We start from the raw sequence: 19383 nt of genomic DNA, 5'->3' as shown, positions 1-19383 counted from the left end.
CTGCTTATAATGAACTGTTTTGATTAGATATTAACGTCAGGCAGATTCGCGCTCAATCAGTGAAAACCCAATATCCACGATGGGGGAGGGCATGCTTTTCCCCTCAATCTTTTCCGCCAGCATTGCTGCTGCATCGGTGCCGATTTTCCAGCGATCGATCCTGACGGTGGTAATGCTCGGTATGCTGTGAGCGGCGAAATCGAGATCGCCAAATCCCATCACTGCCAGTTTCTTCGGCACCGCTAATCCTCTGGCTGCGGCTTCGATCATTACGCCCTGCGCCAGCGTATCGGAACTGCAAATAATGGCGTCAAAATTCTCGCCATCGGCGAGAAGATCGTTCAACCCCTGTCGCCCGAGTGCCAGTGTGGCGGGCCAGGGAGCGATGGCCTCACGTACATGACTGCCCGGTTGTTTTTGTATGACGTCGTAAATCCCTTTCTTACGCAGTCCGGCACGCGTGTCTTCTGTCCACACCAGACCGAAGCGCGAATGTCCTTTACCCAGTAAATAATGCCCGATAGTGTTCCCGATACTTTCATGGGAAAAACCAACTAGCATATCGAGCGGCGTTGGTGTGAGATCCCAGATTTCAACAACGGGAATCGTGGCGTTAAGCAGAAGACGTTTGAGTTCGGGCGTGTGGTGAATACCGGTGAGGACGATGCCGTCCGGGCGACGAGAAAGCAGGGTGGCGACAAGCTCCGCCTCGGATTCATTGGTATAGCCCGCGACGCACAGCAGCATGTGGTAACCGCGAGCTGCCAGCTCATCGCTTATCGCCTGAACGGTATCAACGAACATGTTGTTATTGATCTGCGGCACCACGACGGCAATCAGCTTACTGCGTCTGGAAGCCAATCCGCCCGCTAACATGTTGGGGATGTAGCCCGTAGCGCGGACGGCTTCCATCACCCTGTTTACGGTTTCCGCTCGCACAATCTTCGGGTTGTTCAACGCGCGGCTGACGGTCATGGGTGAAATGCCTGCGGCACGTGCGACATCTTCAAGCGTGGGGGCTCGCGGTGGAGTGCTGCTGGCGTTCTTATCGCGTTTCAATCACGGGTTCCCTTCTGAGGCTGCGCGCGCATTTACATGTCGTCGGATTATCGTTGATGGCATATCGGTTTTCCAGTCGCCTGTATCTCTGGCAACCCGCCGAATTGTTTCGCTTTTTTGGGTTGGCCTCTGGCCTAGCTACGCGGTATTTCTGTTATATCCTCTTACTTTTCGTGGTGATTGCGCAATCATTAATGATGGCGATTAATGAACGATTTTATCGTGGTAATGATTATTATGTGATCTGTATTACATGTTTTTTCTTCATTTATCGCTATCGTCTTTTCTTTTTATGAATGTTAGCGCAATCATTTTATGAGGTGAGACATGACCATCAGTGCAAATTCAGCGGCGGTGAGCTATGCGAAAGTCACGAACGTCAGAACGGCTGCCGAGTCGGGCGATCGAATTGAATGGGTAAAACTCTCTCTGGCGTTTTTGCCGCTAGCGACGCCGGTTAGCGATGCGAAAGTGCTGACCGGAAGGCAGAAACCGCTGACCGAAGTGGCGATTATTTTTGCGGAAATTCGCAGTCGTGATGGGTTTGAAGGCGTGGGGTTCAGCTACTCCAAGCGGGCGGGTGGACAGGGCATTTATGCGCACGCGAAAGAGATTGCGGATAACCTGTTGGGCGAAGATCCGAACGATATCGATAAGATCTATACCAAGCTGCTGTGGGCCGGGGCATCGGTTGGCCGCAGTGGAATGGCGGTGCAGGCAATTTCTCCGCTCGACATCGCCCTGTGGGACATGAAAGCCAAGCGGGCAGGTTTGCCCTTGTCTAAGCTGTTGGGATCACACCGCGACTCCGTACAGTGCTACAACACCTCCGGCGGCTTCCTGCATACGCCATTGGATCAGGTATTAAAAAATGTCGTGATCTCTCGTGAAAGTGGTATCGGTGGGATAAAACTGAAAGTCGGGCAGCCAAATACGGCTGAGGATATCCGTCGCCTCACAGCAGTGCGCGAAGCGCTGGGAGACGATTTCCCGCTGATGGTGGATGCCAATCAGCAGTGGGATCGCGAAACGGCGATTCGAATGGGGAGAAAGATGGAAGCCTTTAACCTGATCTGGATTGAAGAGCCGCTGGACGCCTACGACGTGGAAGGCCATGCGGCGCTGACAGCGGCGCTGGATACGCCGATTGCCACTGGCGAGATGCTGACCAGTTTCCGCGAGCATGAACAGCTGATCCTCGGTAACGCTAGTGATTTTGTGCAGCCGGATGCACCGCGTGTGGGCGGGATTTCTCCTTTCCTGAAGATCATGGATTTGGCCGCGAAGCATGGACGTAAGCTGGCACCGCACTTTGCGATGGAAGTGCATTTGCATCTGGCCGCAGCCTATCCGATTGAACCCTGGTTGGAACACTTCGAGTGGCTGAATCCGCTTTTCAACGAGCAGCTAGAGTTGCGCGATGGGCGGATGTGGGTATCCGATCGTCTGGGGCTGGGATTTACGCTAAGTGAACAGGCAAGGAAGTGGACAACGCTAAGCTGTGAATTTGGCAAGCAGCCATAAGTTGATAAACGGTCGTGGCCGATTTTACGGTCGGCCACGAGAAGGGTTATCGAGTGGAATAGCTCAGAGATCCAGCACCAGAATCTTTGAGCGACGCTGGTAGTTATACAGCGCCTGTTTCTTCTTCGGCAGCATTTCTACTTCGGCGGGTAAAAATCCGCGTTCCTGGAACCAGTGGATGCTGTGCGTCGTCAGCACGAACAGCTTTTGCAGACCTTGCTGACGCGCCTGAGCTGCAATGCGCATCAACAGCATATCGCCGCGTGATGAACTGCGGTAATCTGGGTGAACCGCGACGCAGGCCATTTCGCCGATACTCTCTTCTGGGAACGGGTACAGCGCAGCGCAGGCGATGGTCAGGTTATCGCGTACCACGACGGTGAATTTGTCGATCTCCATTTCCAACTGCTCGCGCGAGCGTCTCACCAGAATACCTTGTTCTTCCAGCGGGCGAATCAGTTCCAGAATACCGCCGATATCATTGATGGTCGCACGGCGAACCTGCTCGGCGCTCTCCATCACGATCTGTGTACCGATACCGTCACGTGAGAACAGCTCCTGTAGCAGTGCGCCGTCGTCCTGATAGCTGATCAGATGGCTACGGCGTACACCGCTACGGCAGGCTTTGACCGCACCGCGCAGGAATCTGACGGTGCCTGAATGGTAATCGCCAGTCTGTTCGAGCGTGTCAATACGCCGCTGTGCGTCATCCGGGAACAGCTCGGAAATGATGCTGCCTTCTTCATTGGTCACGCCCTGAGATGAGCAGAAGCCGATCATCTTCTCTGCCTTCAGCTTAATGGCGAGCTGGGTCGCGACCTCTTCCGAGGTTAAATTGAAACTTTCACCTGTGACAGAAACCGCAACTGGCCCGAGCAGGACAATTGCGCCGCTATTCAACTGGCGGTGAACGGCTTCTTCATCAATACGACGAATACGGCCGCTGTGGCAGTAGTCCACGCCGTCATCCACGCCAAGCGGCTGCGCGATAATAAAATTACCGCTGACGACATTAATGTGGGCACCTTGCAGCGGCGTGTTGTTCAGGCTCATCGACAGTCGGGCCGTGATGTCCAACTGCAACATCCCCGCAGCCTGCTTGACCAATTCCAGCGTGGTGCTGTCGGTGATGCGGGTGTTTTTATGGTAGTGAGGCTCGTAGTGGTGCGTTGTCAGGTTGGCATCGATCTGGGGGCGAGCGCCATAAACGACCACCAGCTTGATCCCCAGACTGTGCAGCAGCCCGATATCATTTACGATGCTAGAGAAGTTGGCATGTTCAATGGCTTCGCCACCTAACATGATGACAAACGTTTTGCCACGGTGGGCATTGATATAGGGAACTGAATGGCGGAAGCCCTGAACCAGTTCTGTACTACGTTCCTTCACTGCGAGCCCTCTTTGCATTTTTATTCGTAATTTCTGTATTTTTATTCTTTATGACGTAAAACGCAAGAGGAAGTATTAACCAGAAAAGCGAGGTTAATGCTTCAAATTTATGATATCCGCCTGTTATAAGGCCTGCAGATGATTTTTGCATGACAGCACCGGGCAGATTCGTTAAAGTTTTTGACAATTTTTACCTTTATTCACTTTTTGATCGCTTATCCCATGTATTAGCAAACAAAAATTCAGGATAACGCACAGCAATCAGATCGGAGCGGCATGTCTCATTCGAATCATCATCTGACTCGACGACGTCTATTACAAAGCGCAGCAGCAACCTGGCTGTTAAGCGTAAGCGGTGTCGGGATGGCGGCGACCACACAGGTCGTTGCCGTGCGCGTCTGGCCATCCTCCGCCTATACCCGCGTCACACTTGAATCCAATCACCCGCTGAAATATAACCAGTTTAGTCTCAGTAACCCTGAACGTATCGTGGTGGATATTGAAAATGTTCATCTGAACAGCGTATTGAAGGAAATAGCCAGCCAGTTTCAGCAGGATAATGACCCGTTGATTAAAGAGGCGCGCATCGGCCAGTTTGATAAAAGCACGGTGCGTTTGGTGCTGGAACTCAAGCAGCAGGCGACGACCAAAGTCTTTACGCTGGGGCCGGTGGCCGAATTCAAGCATCGACTGGTACTGGATTTGTACCCTGCCGCCGGACGCTACGACAACGAAGAAGATCCGCTGCTGGCGCTGTTGGAGGATTACAACAAGGGCGAACTGGAGCGCACGTTGCCCGCAGAAGCGCCGAAAGCCGGGAAGGCAGGACGGGATCGTCCGCTGATTATTATGCTCGACCCCGGTCACGGCGGTGAAGATCCTGGTGCGATTGGCAAGAATAAAACGCGTGAGAAAGACATCGTGCTGCAAATCGCTCGCCGCCTGCGCAAGTTGATCGATAATGAATCCAACATGAAGGCATATATGACGCGCAATGAAGATGTGTTCATTCCGCTGCGCGTGCGGGTGGCGAAAGCGCGCAAGCAGCGTGCCGATCTATTCATTTCGATTCATGCGGATGCGTTTACCAATCGAGCGGCAAGAGGATCGTCGGTTTTTGCACTCTCGAAGAAAGGCGCAACCAGTACCGCCGCCAGATTTCTGGCAGAAACTCAGAACGAATCGGATTTGATCGGCGGCGTAAGCATGAGCGGCGATCGCTATCTGGATCACACCATGTTCGATTTGGTGCAGACCGTCACTATCAGCGATAGCCTGAAGTTTGGTAAAGAGATCCTGACCCGCTTAGGCAAGGTGAATCGTCTGCATAAAAACAGCGTCGATCAGGCTGGCTTTGCGGTACTGAAAGCGCCGGATATTCCTTCAGTGCTGGTTGAGACGGCTTTTATCAGTAATCTGGAGGAAGAGCGCAAGCTGCGCACCAGCCATTTCCAGCAGCAAATTGCCGAATCCATTTTTGCAGGCATTAAAGCTTACTTTGCCAGTCAGGCTCAGCAGTAGTTGATGCTGCTGATGTCATACGATGACCGCGTCTAACCGGCGCGGTTCAGAGAAAATAGATGCGCAGAAAACAAAAAAGCACCCGTTAAGGTGCTTTATCGATAAGTTCTTAATCGAACTTGAAAATAGTCTTGTTGGTTGCGGGGGCCGGATTTGAACCGACGACCTTCGGGTTATGAGCCCGACGAGCTACCAGGCTGCTCCACCCCGCGTCCGTATGACTTTCTTTACTACTTTTACTTCCCTTGATGGACGACTCACATCAATTGGTTGCGGGGGCCGGATTCGAACCGACGACCTTCGGGTTATGAGCCCGACGAGCTACCAGGCTGCTCCACCCCGCGTCCGTACTAACTTTTTTACTACTGACTATTTTACTTCTCTTGATGGACGACTCACATCAATTGGTTGCGGGGGCCGGATTTGAACCGACGACCTTCGGGTTATGAGCCCGACGAGCTACCAGGCTGCTCCACCCCGCGTCCGTGGATGCGCACTATACTCTCCATGAGTATTGATGCAACCTATTTCTATAAAAAGCGCGGTATTTGGCTGTCAGGTGATTGATTTACCGCCTTATAGGTTGTTTTGTGACCGCAATATGGTGCTGAGTGGAAACCCCACCTTTTACTGTGCCGCATGCCGAACAGCACACGCTTGAACCGTGGATTTATGTACTGTCCCATTCCTTTATCGATAGCCGTTTGTTATCGTTCGACGGTAAATTTTTTGATGTAAAAAGCGAGCGCAAAGATGAAGGGACGGTGGGGAAAATATGTGCTGACCGCAGTGGTCATTGCCATTCTGGCAGGGTGTCAATCCAGGCCAACCGATCGCGGGCAGCAATATAAAGATGGTCACCTCAACCAGCCTCTGGAATTGGTGAATGAACCCAATGCCAAAGGAAAACCGGTCAACGCACGTGATTTCATGACGCAGGTTTCTGAAATCCGGTCGGCGTCACCTAATCTGTATTCGCGTAACAATACGACCTTTCAGGCGATTGAAAACTGGATGATGTCAGGTGCGGACACCCGCGAACTGAGCAAGTTTGGTCTGAACGCCTGGCAGATGGAAGGCGTTGATAACTTTGGTAACGTGCAGTTCACCGGTTATTACACGCCGGTATTGCAGGCGCGCCATACCCGTCAAGGGGAATTCCGCCATCCTTTATATGCCATGCCGTCAAAAGGTAGAAAGAACAGTCGGCTGCCGGATCGTGCTGGCATTTATGCCGGTGCGCTGGATGAGCGTCTGGTGCTCGCCTGGACCAACTCGCTGGTTGATAACTTCATGATGGAAGTGCAGGGCAGCGCCTATATTGATTTTGGTGATGGACGTCCGCTGACGTTCTTCGGCTATGCTGGCAAAAACGGCCATGCCTACCGCAGTATTGGTAAGGTGTTGATCGATCGCGGTGAAGTCCCGCGTGAAGAGATGTCTATGCAGGCCATCCGCAAGTGGGCGGAGCAGCACACCGAGTATGAAGTGCGTGAACTGTTTGAGCAGAATCCTTCTTTTGTGTTCTTCAAGCCAATGATGTCTGCACCAGTCAAAGGGGCAAGCGCCGTGCCGCTGGTGGCTAAAGCCTCCGTCGCCTCCGATCGCTCTCTGATTCCGGCAGGTACGGCTCTTTTAATGGAAGTGCCGCTGTTGGATAACGTTGGCAAATTCACCGGCAAGTATGAAATGCGCCTGATGATTGCACTGGATGTCGGTGGTGCGATTAAAGGCCAGCACTTCGATATGTATCAGGGTATTGGGCCGGATGCAGGCCACTCGGCTGGCTTCTATAACCACTATGGACGAGTTTGGGTGTTGAAGAACGCACAAAGCAGTACGGCGAATGGATCGGGTTCTTCGCTGCTGGTTAATTATCAACAAAATTGATTCTTCTCTGAGGTTGTTATGGCGATTAAACGTTATCCGCATCTTGCGCATTGGGGCGCGTTTACCGCTGTGGTGGAAGACGGCAGGCTGATTCGATGTGAGCCGTTTTCCGACGATCCGGCACCTTCCGCCATGCTCGATTCCATCGCGCCGCTGGTGTATTCCGACCGGCGCATCCGTCGGCCTTCGGTGCGACGTTCCTGGCTTCAGAAACGTGAAAACAGCGACAGAACGCTACGTGGTCGGGAAGATTTTGTTGAAGTTGATTGGGATGTTGCGCTCGATCTGGTCGCACAGGAGAATCACCGTATTCGCGATCGCTACGGTGCAGACGGCATTTTTGCCGGTTCCTACGGCTGGTCGTCTGCCGGGCGCTATCACCATGCACGTTCTCAGGTGCGACGCTTCTATTTCTCCGGCGGCGGCGCGGTCGATCAACAGGGGAATTACAGCTGGGGCGCGGCGCAGTTCTTTTTGCCGTATGTGATTGGTACTTTTCATCCACTGACGGGCAAGGTGACGGAATGGCGCAGCGTCGCCGAACACTGTGATATTTTCCTCGCGTTTGGCGGTCTTGCGTTGAAAAACGCGCAGGTGGCATCCGGCGGTGCCGGGCACCATACGCTTCAGCCTGCGCTGGAAACGTTAGTCGCGAAAGGGATTCCGGTCATTAACATCAGCCCGATGCGTGATGACTGCCCTGAGTTTGTGAACGCCGAGTGGATTCCTATTCGCCCGAATACCGATGTCGCTCTGATGCTGGCATTGGGCTATGAGATTCAGCGTTTGGGCGCTGACGATAAAGATTTCCTGCAACGCTACTGTGTTGGCTACGAACAACTGAGCGACTATTTGCACGGCCGCGGCGATGGCGTGGTGAAAACGCCCGAATGGGCTAGCGACATCACGGGCATTCCCGCCGAACGCATCCGGCGTCTGGCGCAGCAACTGATTGGCGTGCGTAGCTTTATTACCTGTTCTTACTCCGTGCAGCGCGCGCATCGCGGCGAGCAGCCGTACTGGATGATGATTGCGCTTTCGTCAATGCTGGGACAAGTGGGCTTACCGGGTGGCGGCTTCTCCTTCGGCCACGGTTCGATGAATAGCGTCGGAAACGAACGTATTTCAACGCCTGCGCCGGCTTCGCCATCCAGCCCGAATGCAGGACGGGCGATCCCCGTGGCGCGCATCGCCGATATGCTCTTGCATCCCGGCACGCCTTATACCTTTCAGGGCGAAACCCATACTTATCCCGATATTCATCTGATTCACTGGGCGGGCGGTAACCCGTTCCATCATCATCAGCAGTTGAACCGTCTGGTAGACGGCTGGCGCAAACCGGATACGGTGATTGTGCAGGATATCGTCTGGACACCAGCGGCGCAGATGGCTGACATCGTGCTGCCTGTTACCACCACGCTGGAACGTAATGACATCGGTGGCTCGTCCCGCGATCGCTTTATTTTTGCCATGCATCAGGCGATTGCGCCGCAGCATCAGGCGCGTAATGACGTGGATATCTTCAGCGAGCTGGCGGAACGTTTGGGTTATGGCGATGTGTTCACGCAAAATCGCAGTGAGCGGCAGTGGCTGGAACACCTTTATGACGAGTGCCGTTCAAGGCAGCGAGGCGTTGTCGACAGTTGGCCGTCATTTGAGGATTTCTGGCAGCAGGGACATGTAGAAATCCCGATGGATGAAAAGCCGTTTGTATTCTTTGAGGACTTCCGCCGCGATCCGCAGCAGCATGCGCTCAGTACGCCCAGCGGTAAAATAGAACTGTTCAGCTCCGCGATTGCCAGCTATGGCTATGCCGATTTTGCACCGCACCCTGAGTGGCAGCCTCCCGTTGAATGGCTGGGAGCAAAAAGCACGGAAGAATGGCCGCTGCACTTTATTTCCATTCAGCCGTCCGACCGCTTGCATAGCCAACTTGCCGCGACGCCGCAGGTTGCCGCGAATAAAACCGCAGGAAAAGAGACGCTTTACATGCACCCGCAGGATGCTGCTGCGCGGGATATCGCCGACCGTTCACTGGTGGAAGTCAGAAATGCGCGTGGTCGTATTCTGGCTGGCGTACAGATTACCGACGGCGTCACGCCGGGCGTGGTGATCATGTCCACTGGTGCCTGGTTTGAGCCGGGATTTGGTCAGAAAACGTGGCATCCGGTTGAGCAGTCTGGCAATGCGAATGTACTGACGCTGGATATTGGCACGTCGCCGCTGACACAGGGGCCGAATGCCATGAGCTGTCTGGTGGATGTCGTGCGGGTTTAGCGCTATCCTGAGCCGCTTTTTCTCACTGTTTTATTCTTCTGTGATTTTGTTTTCGTAAGGTTGGTTGAATGAGTACGCAATTATCCGAAGCCTACTTGCAACGCTTCGGTGGCACCGCGCGGTTATATGGTCAACAGGCGCTGGCGCTGTTTTCTCAGGCTCACGTTTGTGTGATTGGTATTGGTGGCGTCGGTTCCTGGGCGGCTGAGGCGTTGGCGCGTACCGGCATCGGCGCGATCACGCTGATTGATATGGATGATGTGTGCGTCAGCAATACCAACCGGCAGATCCACGCGCTGCGTCAGCACACCGGGCAGTCGAAGACGGAAGTGATGGCGGAACGTATTCTGGCGATCAACCCGGAATGTCGCGTCACCTGCGTGGATGATTTCATTAGCGCCGAAAACGTGGCCGAACTGCTCAATCAAAATTTTAGCTATGTGATTGATGCGATTGACAGCGTGCGTCCGAAAGCGGCGCTACTCTCCTACTGTCGTCGCTATAAGATCCCGGTGGTGACAACCGGCGGTGCAGGCGGACAGATCGATCCGACCCGGATTGAAGTCGCCGATCTGGCGAAAACGATTCAGGATCCGCTGGCGGCCAAGCTGCGTGAGCGGTTAAAGCATGATTTTAACGTGGTGAAGAACAGCAAAGGAAAGCTGGGCATCGATTGTGTGTTTTCCAGCGAGCCACTGGTTTATCCGCAGCCTGACGGTTCCGTTTGTGCGTCTCGCAGCACGGCAGATGGCGTAATGCGTATGGATTGCGCGTCAGGCTTTGGCGCCGCGACGATGGTCACCGCAACCTTCGGGTTTGTTGCGGTATCCCATGCGCTGAAGAAGATGATGGCGAAACATGAAAGAGCGTCTGGGAAGTAACAGAAAGCCTGTGGCACGGAAGTCGCGCGAATGTCGCTACTTATCCGCAGCTTCTTGTTCTGCAATGTCCCTGATTCTTGCGGCCAGCGCTGCCAGCCCGCTTGAACGTGAAGCGCTGAGCTGAGCGCGTAACCCCAGCATGTCAAAGAGCGCCAGAGGATCGTGCTGTAATAGCGTTTCTGGCGTTTTTCCCTCAACGGCGGTTAACAACACCGCCAGTAATCCCCGCACGATACGCCCATCGCTATCACCGTAAAAATGTAGCCTGTCGTCCTCTTGGCGTTGATAACCCAGCCAGACGCGATTTTCACAACCGGATAACGAAATATCCTCGGTTTTTAGTGCATCTGGCAGCGTTGGCAGCGCCTTTGCCAACAAAATGAGTTGCCGATAGCGATCTTCCCATGCGCGACAGGTATCGAAGCGCGCCAGTAGATCGGCGACGGTGATGTGGTGGCCGAAAGGATGCGTGGTGTCAGTTGTCTCGTTCATGGTTTAGTCGATCAGTAATTCAAGGGCGTTGCCTACCGCGGCGATCAGCGCAGCAACATCTTGTTGGTTATTGTACGGAGCAAATGAGGCGCGGAGCGTGCCACTGACGCCGAGCGCCTCCATGAGCGGCTGCGCACAGTGATGTCCGGCACGCAGCGCAATGCCGCTTTCGGCTAATAGCGTCACCAGATCGCTGTGGTGCACATCAGCAATGTCAAAGGATAGGACGCTGGACTGCGGGCAACGGAAGCTGCGAAAGCCGGGGAACTGCGCCAGATGGGTTTCAGCGAGCTGTGCCAAACTCTGGCTGTGCTGTTCTGCGGCGTGCTGATCTTGTGTGGTCAGCCAGTCTAACGCCGCAGACAGGCCAAGTACGCCGGCAATGTGTGGCGTTCCCGCCTCAAACCGTTGTGGAATCGCCTGCGGTTTAAAGCCGTCAAAGGACACCTGTGTCATCATTTTCCCGCCGCCTTGCCACGGCATCATGCTTTCCAGCAGGGCGGTTTTACCGTACAGCACGCCAATCCCGGTTGGGGCATAAAGTTTGTGCCCGGAAAACGCGTAGAAATCGATATCCAGCGCCTGCACATCGGGTGGACAGTGAACGATGCCTTGTGCGCCGTCAACCATCACCACCGCACCATAGCGGTGAGCCAGTGCAATCGCGCGTGCCAGATCGGGCTGACCGCCCGTCACGTTTGACATTTGCCCCAGCGCCAGCAGGCGGGTTTTGGGCGTGATCAGCGTGGCTAGCTGTTCAACGTCCGGCAAGAAGTCCGTGCCTATCGGTAACTTCACCACGTTCGCGCCGGTTTGCTGCGCCACCATCAGCCACGGAATGAGGTTGGCATGATGTTCCGCTTCACTCACAACGATCTCGTCGCCCGGTTGAAGGCGAGGGCGAGCATAGCTCTGCGCGACCAGATTGATTGCTTCCGTCGTACCTCTGGTCCAGACAATAGAACGCGGATCGTCTGCATGGAGTAACGTGGCGACTTGCTCACGAACGCCCTCAAAACGCTGGGTTAACGCCTGCGCGCCGCGATGCTGGCTGCGATGCACCGTGCCACTCTCACTGCAATAGAACGCCTGCACCGCATCAATGACGGGCTGTGGTTTCAGCGCGGTCGCGGCGCTATCAAGATACACCGTCGAATGCTGGAGGGCGGGGAACTGTTGGCGAAAGGTGGCAGGGTTAAACGGTGTCATGAGCATCCTCTTTTGGAGGACCGATCCTGTCCCATTTTGTCGAGAGAGACAAGTTTAGGACTATGCCTAATGCGATTTTATGGAAAAAAAAGAAACTGTTGCTACGCTTTAAAGTGTTAATTTTCAGGATTTCCTGATGAATAAGGTTAACTAGAAAACATTTAAATTCATTGAGGGTTAACTATGAAGAATAAAATTTCTATTTTTGCCGCTATCGTGATGGCGTTTTCTCTGGCAGCCTGTTCCAGTAATTACGTCATGCACACCAATGACGGGCGTACCATCGTTGCAGAGGGTAAACCGAAGGTTGACGATGAGACGGGTATGATCAGCTATACCGATGCCTACGGTCAGCAGCAGCAAATTAATCGTGATAATGTGAAAGAAATGGTGAAAGGGAAGTAGTGCTGCTTGCCCATCATCACACGTTGCCTGTTAAGCCGTGCCAGACTGAGAGCGGTGTGTCATGGCATTTCAGGTGTGAAACGTAAGCAAAAAAAAGCACCGCAATTTGCGGTGCTACACAAAAAATCACTTTGGACAGACAGGGTAAATGTACAGGAAGTGAATAGGGTAGACTCGCTACCACATCTGCAAAAGGCAGACAAACAAATAGCAAACACAACATCACAACCACAAGCCAAAAGCACCTCAGGTCACCCATCCGCACTTTTCGTTCCGGCCCAGGAAGTTGCGCTAATATAGGTATTTGCTGGTACATCCTCAACGGACAAATTATAATGTCTCGGATTACAAAAACTAATATATGTACCCGTCATCTTTTCGTTGCAGAGAATCTGGCTGTTGCCACTGGTATTAATCGCTTAGCCAGCTAATTGGCAGGCGATCTTTCCCGTTGTTGCCTTTCTGCATATTAAGATTTAATGGGTACGAATGTACCTGATCAATCGCTGATTTAGCGTAAACCAAAAGATTTCATTCATGTCAAAACGTCTCCCTCCGCTCAACGCATTGCGCGTTTTTGATGCGGCGGCTCGCCATTTAAGCTTTACCAAAGCGGCAGAAGAACTGTTTGTTACGCAGGCTGCCGTCAGCCACCAGATTAAGTCACTGGAAGATTTTCTGGGGCTTAAATTGTTCCGCCGTCGTAATCGTTCCCTGCTGCTGACGGAAGAGGGGCAAAGTTACTATCTTGATATCAAAGAGATCTTCTCATCTTTGAATGACGCAACCCGTAAGCTGCAATCCCGCAGCGCCAAAGGTGCGTTGACGGTTAGCCTGCTGCCCAGCTTTGCCATTCATTGGCTGGTACCGCGTCTGTCGAGCTTTAACTCCGACTATCCGGGGATTGATGTTCGTATTCAGGCGGTGGATCGCGATGAAGATCGTCTGGCAGATGACGTGGATGTCGCGATTTTCTACGGCCGGGGGAACTGGCCGGGACTACGGGTAGAAAAGCTGTACGCTGAGTATCTCCTGCCAGTTTGTTCACCAGCATTGCTGACGGGGAGCCACCCGTTAAAGACGCCTGATGATTTGGTGGCGCATACGCTGCTGCACGATGCGTCGCGCCGTGACTGGCTGTCCTATACGCGTCAGCTTGGGGTGCAAATTAACGTACAGCAGGGGCCGATTTTCAGCCACAGTGCCATGGTGTTGCAGGCGGCCATCCACGGGCAAGGTGTGGCGCTGGCGAATAATGTGATGGCGCAAACGGAAATTGAAGCTGGGCGATTAGTGTGTCCGTTTAACGATGTGCTGGTCAGCCGGAATGCTTTTTATCTGGTATGTCATGACAGTCAGGCAGAACTGGGTAAAATAGCCGCCTTTCGCCATTGGATTCTGGCGCGGGCTGCCAGCGAGCAGGAGAAATTTCGTTTTCGCTATGACAACGGCACGCGCTGAGACTGTGTTGCTGACTGGTTAGCCGAATAACTCACGTAGATAACTACGTTTCAGACTGATGACAGATCTATTTGCAGAATGAAAACGGCGGTCTTTGTCAGCAACCTCGTTTATAGGTAATAACGTATAGGTAATAACGATGAATAGTCGTTTTATGTTGGTATTTGCTGCTATCAGCGGCTTTACTTTTGTCGCGCTGGGCGCGTTTGGTTCCCATGTTCTTAGCAAAACGCTGGGTGCAACGGAACTGGGGTGGTTGAAAACCGGCCTTGAATATCAGGCATTTCACACGTTAGCGATTCTGGCGCTGGCGGTTGCGATGCAACAGCGAACCAATCTGTGGTTTTACTGGAGCAGCGTTTTTCTGGCGTTGGGAACGGTACTCTTCAGCGGAAGTTTGTACTGTCTGGCGCTTTCTCACCTGAAACTATGGGTTTATGTGACGCCGATTGGCGGAGCCTGTTTTCTGGTGGGATGGATATTATTATTGATTGGCGCACTGCGTCTGAAGAGAAAGGCTGAACGCCATGAATAGAGTCATTTTGTATTGCCGCCCTGGGTTTGAGAAAGAGTGTGCGGCGGAAATAACGGAAAAAGCCACGCAGCATGATGCCTATGGTTTCGCGCGGGTAAAAGAAAACAGCGGCTACGTCGTATTTGAATGCTACCAGCATGAAGATGCTGAGCGTCTGGTGAAAACGCTGCCGTTTCATGAGCTGATTTTTGCCCGTCAGATGTTCGTGAGTGGTGAACTGCTGCGCGATCTGCCGCCGGAAGATCGTATCACGCCAATTGTCGGCATGTTGTCGGGAGCTATTGAACGTGCAGGAGAACTGCGCGTTGAAGTTCCCGATACCAACGAAAGCAAAGAGCTGATGAAGTTCTGCCGCAAATTCACCGTGCCGCTGCGTGCGGCGTTGCGCGAACATAAAATTCTGTTGGGTTATGAAAAAGCCGATCGGCCGGTACTACATGTGCTGTTTATTGCCCCAGGCTGCTGCTATGTCGGTTACTCCTATAGCAATAATAACTCGCCGTTTTACATGGGGATCCCACGGCTTAAATTTCCTTCTGATGCACCAAGTCGTTCGACATTGAAGCTGGAAGAAGCGTTTCACGTCTTTATTCCTGCGGATGAGTGGGATGAGCGCCTAGGCAGCGGCATGTACGCGGTGGATTTAGGCGCGTGTCCCGGCGGTTGGACTTACCAACTGGTTAAACGCAGCATGATGGTTTATGCGGTAGACAATGGACCCATGGCGCCGAGCCTGATGGAGACAGGGCAGGTGATGCACCATCAGGCGGACGGTTTCCGCTTTGAGCCACCGCGTAATAACGTGTACTGGCTGGTGTGCGACATGGTGGAAAAGCCCGCGAAAGTCACCAGCCTGATGAGTGATTGGCTGATCAAAGGCTGGTGTCGCGAGGCCATTTTCAACCTTAAACTGCCGATGAAGAAGCGTTATGAAGAGGTGTCGCATAATCTGGCGGTGCTGCAAGAACGCCTGAGTGAAAATGGCATTAATGCCGAAGTGCATGCCAAGCACCTGTACCATGACCGCGAAGAAATCACCGTGCATGTCCGTCGTTTCTGGAGTGCAGTGCCCGGCCGTCGCGACGAGCGGTAACAGCATGTGGGTGCGTATCTGGGGTAATGGGTACGCATCCATATTCATGTGTGTCGCTAGTGAGGATCCGACTGGGCGACACTCTGCACTGGTAGCCTCAACTGTTGCAGATTGCCATTGAGCGTTAAATCGGTACGCAGTGTGGCAATCTGACGGCTGACTAGCGCCATTTCTTTGTGCTGTTCCAGCTTCTTACGCCACTTTTCTGGCACGCCATCTAATTGTTGATAGAGCGCTTCCAGACTCCCAGCCTGTTGCAACAGTTGTGCGGCGCTTTTAGGGCCGATACCTGCGACGCCCGGTATTTTGCTGCTGCTAATGCCCGCAAGCCCCCAATAGTCCGTAAGCTGCTGCGGCGACACACCAAACTCTTGTTCAACAAACGGCAGATCCAACCAGCGCTTCTGGAAGTAGTCCCTGATCTGAATGTGTGGCGCTAATAGCTGGCAGTATCCTTTATCGGTCGACACAATCGTTGCCTGATGACCTGCTGATGACAGCTTGGTGGCTAGCGTAGCCGCCAGATCGTCGGCCTCATTGCCGGGGCTATGCCAGCTTGCTACGCCTGCTGCGGCAAATGCCGCTTTAATTTGCGGTAGTTCCTGTTTCAGATTGTCCGGCATTGGCGTACGACCTGCCTTGTAGTCAGGCAGGAGTTGGTGACGCCAGCTTGTATCGCGATCTTCATCATCAAAGACGGCCACCGCGTGCGTAGGCTGGCTGTTTTGTATGAGCTGATGCAGCGCATGTTGGCATGCTGTGATACAGGGCGAACCTTGTACCGCATGAATGCGACGTATCAGATTGAGCGCGTCGACAATCAGCAAATGGACGGGCATCGCGTAATCCCTGATAGTGCTATTCGTGATAAAGAGGGGGAAGCTAGGCTTCCCCGCGTTGGTGCGATCGGTGAATCGTTAGGAGCAGATTTCGTAGCAGGGGATATAGGCGCTGCCGGGCAGCTTCATGCGCTGCTGTGCGACAAAGCCTTGTAACAGCGTATCCATGCTTTTCATCATCTGTGGATCGCCATGAATTTTGTACGGCCCACGTTGCTCAATAGCCTGAATGCCCACTTCTTTCACATTACCCGCCACAATACCGGAGAATGCCCGGCGCAGTGCGGCTGCAAGCTCTTCAGCCGGCTGGTTCGGGTGCAGGTTGAGATCGGCCATGTTTTCATGTGTCGGCTCGAAGGGCAGTTGCAGATCGGGCGCAATGCGTAGTGACCAGTTAAAGCTGTACGCATCGCCGGTGTGGCGACGGCTCTCTTTCACCAGTGGCATCGCTTTCTTCATCTGACGAGCGACTTCTGCGGCGTCATTAATGATGATTGAGTAGTAACGACGCGCCTGACGTCCCAGCGTGCCAACGATGAATTCGTCCAGCACGCGGAAATAGTCTGCGCTTTCTTCCGGCCCGGTCAGGATAATCGGCAACACCTGCTCGCTGTTTTCCGGGTTCATCATGATGCCTAGCAGATAGAGGAACTCTTCCGCCGTTCCGACCCCGCCGGGGAAAATGATGATGCCGTGTCCGATACGGACAAACGCTTCCAGACGCTTTTCAATGTCCGGCATGATGATCAGTTCATTGACCAGCGGATTTGGCGGTTCGGCCGCAATAATGGAAGGCTCGGTCATACCGATGAAGCGTCCTTCTTTATAGCGCTGTTGTGCGTGGCCGACGGCGGCACCTTTCATGGGCGCTTCCATCGCACCCGGACCGCAGCCCGTACAGATGTTCAGTTCACGCAGGCCGAGCTGGCTACCTACCTTGCGGGCATACAGGTATTCGATTTCATTAATCGAATGGCCGCCCCAGCAAACCACCATGTTCGGTTCTTCCCCGACGTGGAGCGCCTTGGCATTACGTAGAATAGAGAACACCAGATTGGTGATATGGGCGGAATTTTCCAGATTCAGATTCTGATAGCGGCCCGCGCTGGCGATTTGACCATTGACGAAAAGAATATCGCGCAATACGGCGAACAGGTTGGCCTGCAAGGCTCGAATGATATTGCCGTCAACGAAAGCGTCTTCCGGCGGGTTCACCAGTTCCAGTTTGACGCCGCGCTCGCGGCGCAGCACGTTGATATCAAAATCTTCATAACGAGACAGCAGCTCTTTGCTGTTATCTGTCTGGCTACCGGAATTCAGTACGGCGAGGGAACAGTTGCGAAACAAACGGTAGAGATCGCTGCTGGCCGTGCTTTTCAGCATGTCGACTTCCAACTGCGATAACAAATCCATCGATCCCAATGGGCTGATATGTGTAATCAATTTTGCTCCTTGAAACGCAATATAATTCGCGATGCCATGCTGGCTGCCGAGAGCACGTTCCGTTGCTACACGCTCGACGCTTCAGCAACACGGCACGAATGTCATTCATCTAAGAAGCTACGCGGAATGTACTGGCACTAAACTCCGCGAGCCTAAATGAAACCTACTTGAGTACCGTTCAGACGTTATGGATCTTTTGTTGTCTGGCATACCACCTTAACGCGCTGCCATCATTTTTTCCAATGTTGGCAGCAGTCTCTCGCCTAACTTGCGTGACGCCACGCATATCCCCGTCATATTTTAAGTTGCATGTACGTTGGCTTCATTCAAATACTCAGCCCGTCGTGGGCCAGCCCTAACGGGCCAACGCTTTGCGTTGTTCAAAACGCTAACGCTTTGTCCTGAAACTCGAATTATTTAGGGTATCTTACCGTGCAAGCCTGCGATTTATCGGTCAGTTACTGACGCGGCAGGCGTCCATTTGGCGCGTTAAACGCGGTATTGCTGCGCCACGGGTTGATGTCCAGCCCGCCGCGTCGGGTATAGCGGGCGTAAACGCTGAGTTTTTCCGGCTGGTAGTAGCGCATGATGTCGTTAAAAATTCGTTCCACACACTGTTCATGAAATTCGTTATGATGACGAAACGAGACAATGTAGCGCAGCAGTGCTTCACGGTTAATGTGTTTGCCGCGATAGTGGATCTGTACAGAGCCCCAGTCGGGCTGATGGGTGATCAAACAGTTGGATTTCAGCAGGTGGCTGACCAGCGTTTCTTCAACGACAGGCGCGTCCTGCTCGTTTGTCGCCAGATAGTCGGCGTTGAAGTCGTAGCTGTCGATCTGTATGTCTTGATCGTCGATGCATTCGCCGGTGAATCCTGCTAGCGGCTGGCCTTCAAGCTCGCTGAGTTTGAAAAGCGTGATGCTGACGTCCCCCTGTGCACAGTGCGCCAGGTCGTTGGCTAACGTCGCGCGTACGCTCTCCCAACTGTCGAATGTCGTCTGATTAAAGCTGTTCAGGTACAGCTTAAAACTTTTTGATTCAATCAGATTCAGGCTTTCCGCATTGAGATGCATTTCACCGACGGCTACCTGAGGCACGCCACGGTTGTTCAGCCAGGAAAGCTCGTAGAGCGTCCAGATATCTGCGCCATGAAAAGGTAGGCTATCAGGATGAATGCCGAGTGGATCGCGGTTCAGGCTACGTGGCACGGGTTGCAGAAGGGCGGCATCATAGCGGTCGTGGTAGGGAGTGGGTTTGCCCAATGTCAGCCCGCTCAGGGCCTGGTGCTTGTCATAAACGGACATGCTGTTACCTTGATGTGATAAGCGTGATGGCGAATAGTGTAACCTGACTAAAAGAGTG

16 protein-coding genes and 3 tRNA genes are annotated in these 19383 nt (G+C 53.2%); 9 read left to right on the top strand and 10 right to left on the bottom strand.

Features of this window, described 5'->3' with window-relative positions; translation table 11 throughout:
• Nucleotides 1-36: 36 nt before the first annotated feature.
• Nucleotides 37-1059, bottom strand: coding sequence for a LacI family DNA-binding transcriptional regulator (locus tag AB8809_RS18095; protein WP_349855163.1), 1023 nt, complete (start codon nt 1057-1059; stop codon nt 37-39).
• A 327-nt stretch (nt 1060-1386) separates the two neighbouring features.
• Here AB8809_RS18095 and AB8809_RS18090 point away from each other — a divergent pair, with 327 nt between their 5' ends.
• Entirely contained in the window at nt 1387-2583 is a 1197-nt protein-coding gene (locus AB8809_RS18090; RefSeq protein ID WP_010286465.1) for an L-talarate/galactarate dehydratase, read from the top strand.
• Between the two features lie 63 nt (nt 2584-2646).
• Here the strand turns inward: AB8809_RS18090 and argA are convergent, their stop codons facing one another.
• Nucleotides 2647-3990, bottom strand: a complete 1344-nt coding sequence (argA, locus tag AB8809_RS18085; protein WP_349855162.1) for an amino-acid N-acetyltransferase — start codon at nt 3988-3990, stop codon at nt 2647-2649.
• A gap of 258 nt (nt 3991-4248) precedes the next feature.
• Here argA and amiC point away from each other — a divergent pair, with 258 nt between their 5' ends.
• Nucleotides 4249-5493: an N-acetylmuramoyl-L-alanine amidase AmiC gene (gene amiC / locus AB8809_RS18080; protein ID WP_181829845.1), complete on the top strand. Its 1245-nt coding sequence runs from the start codon at nt 4249-4251 to the stop codon at nt 5491-5493.
• Nucleotides 5494-5628: 135 nt separating this feature from the next.
• Here amiC and AB8809_RS18075 read toward each other — a convergent pair.
• From AB8809_RS18075 to AB8809_RS18065, 3 genes are all read right to left on the bottom strand, one after another.
• Nucleotides 5629-5705, bottom strand: a tRNA-Met gene (locus AB8809_RS18075).
• Between the two features lie 55 nt (nt 5706-5760).
• Nucleotides 5761-5837: transfer RNA gene (locus AB8809_RS18070), tRNA-Met, on the bottom strand.
• Between the two features lie 61 nt (nt 5838-5898).
• Nucleotides 5899-5975: transfer RNA gene (locus AB8809_RS18065), tRNA-Met, on the bottom strand.
• Between the two features lie 271 nt (nt 5976-6246).
• On the opposite strand from AB8809_RS18065, the gene mltA reads away from it, so the two are divergent.
• From mltA to tcdA, 3 genes are all read left to right on the top strand, one after another.
• A complete protein-coding gene (mltA, locus tag AB8809_RS18060) occupies nt 6247-7383 on the top strand; it encodes a murein transglycosylase A (protein ID WP_012773611.1) in 1137 nt (378 codons plus the stop codon).
• Nucleotides 7384-7401: 18 nt separating this feature from the next.
• Entirely contained in the window at nt 7402-9660 is a 2259-nt protein-coding gene (locus AB8809_RS18055) for a molybdopterin-dependent oxidoreductase (protein ID WP_349855161.1), read from the top strand.
• 68 nt (nt 9661-9728) lie between these two features.
• Nucleotides 9729-10541 (top strand): tRNA cyclic N6-threonylcarbamoyladenosine(37) synthase TcdA, encoded by an 813-nt coding sequence (gene tcdA, locus AB8809_RS18050; protein WP_349855160.1) that lies wholly within the window; start codon nt 9729-9731, stop codon nt 10539-10541.
• Between the two features lie 36 nt (nt 10542-10577).
• On the opposite strand, the gene csdE is transcribed toward tcdA, so the two are convergent.
• Nucleotides 10578-11033, bottom strand: coding sequence for a cysteine desulfurase sulfur acceptor subunit CsdE (csdE, locus tag AB8809_RS18045; protein ID WP_349855159.1), 456 nt, complete (start codon nt 11031-11033; stop codon nt 10578-10580).
• Nucleotides 11034-11036: 3 nt separating this feature from the next.
• A complete protein-coding gene (csdA, locus tag AB8809_RS18040; RefSeq protein WP_012773615.1) occupies nt 11037-12242 on the bottom strand; it encodes a cysteine desulfurase CsdA in 1206 nt (401 codons plus the stop codon).
• A gap of 183 nt (nt 12243-12425) precedes the next feature.
• On the opposite strand from csdA, the gene AB8809_RS18035 reads away from it, so the two are divergent.
• From AB8809_RS18035 to rlmM, 4 genes are all read left to right on the top strand, one after another.
• Nucleotides 12426-12647, top strand: a complete 222-nt coding sequence (locus tag AB8809_RS18035) for a YgdI/YgdR family lipoprotein (RefSeq protein ID WP_012773616.1) — start codon at nt 12426-12428, stop codon at nt 12645-12647.
• Between the two features lie 537 nt (nt 12648-13184).
• Nucleotides 13185-14108, top strand: a complete 924-nt coding sequence (locus AB8809_RS18030; RefSeq protein ID WP_012773617.1) for a transcriptional regulator GcvA — start codon at nt 13185-13187, stop codon at nt 14106-14108.
• A 139-nt stretch (nt 14109-14247) separates the two neighbouring features.
• Nucleotides 14248-14643, top strand: coding sequence for a DUF423 domain-containing protein (locus tag AB8809_RS18025; protein WP_012773618.1), 396 nt, complete (start codon nt 14248-14250; stop codon nt 14641-14643).
• A complete protein-coding gene (rlmM, locus tag AB8809_RS18020) occupies nt 14636-15736 on the top strand; it encodes a 23S rRNA (cytidine(2498)-2'-O)-methyltransferase RlmM (protein ID WP_012773619.1) in 1101 nt (366 codons plus the stop codon). The genes AB8809_RS18025 and rlmM overlap by 8 nt, the downstream gene beginning before the upstream one ends.
• Nucleotides 15737-15792: 56 nt before the next feature.
• Here rlmM and xni read toward each other — a convergent pair whose 3' ends face one another.
• The 3 genes from xni to queF form a co-directional block, all read right to left on the bottom strand.
• Nucleotides 15793-16575, bottom strand: coding sequence for a flap endonuclease Xni (xni, locus tag AB8809_RS18015; protein WP_012773620.1), 783 nt, complete (start codon nt 16573-16575; stop codon nt 15793-15795).
• 78 nt (nt 16576-16653) lie between these two features.
• Nucleotides 16654-18018 (bottom strand): nucleotide 5'-monophosphate nucleosidase PpnN, encoded by a 1365-nt coding sequence (gene ppnN / locus AB8809_RS18010; RefSeq protein WP_012773621.1) that lies wholly within the window; start codon nt 18016-18018, stop codon nt 16654-16656.
• Nucleotides 18019-18476: 458 nt separating this feature from the next.
• Entirely contained in the window at nt 18477-19325 is an 849-nt protein-coding gene (queF, locus tag AB8809_RS18005; protein WP_349855158.1) for an NADPH-dependent 7-cyano-7-deazaguanine reductase QueF, read from the bottom strand.
• Between the last annotated feature and the right edge of the window lie 58 nt (nt 19326-19383).

It is taken from the genome of Pectobacterium aroidearum (genome assembly GCF_041228105.1).
GTDB classification, from domain to species: Bacteria; Pseudomonadota; Gammaproteobacteria; order Enterobacterales; family Enterobacteriaceae; genus Pectobacterium; species Pectobacterium aroidearum.
Note: the sequence above shows the minus strand (reverse complement) of the source record. Positions and strands in the feature narration are given on the sequence as shown.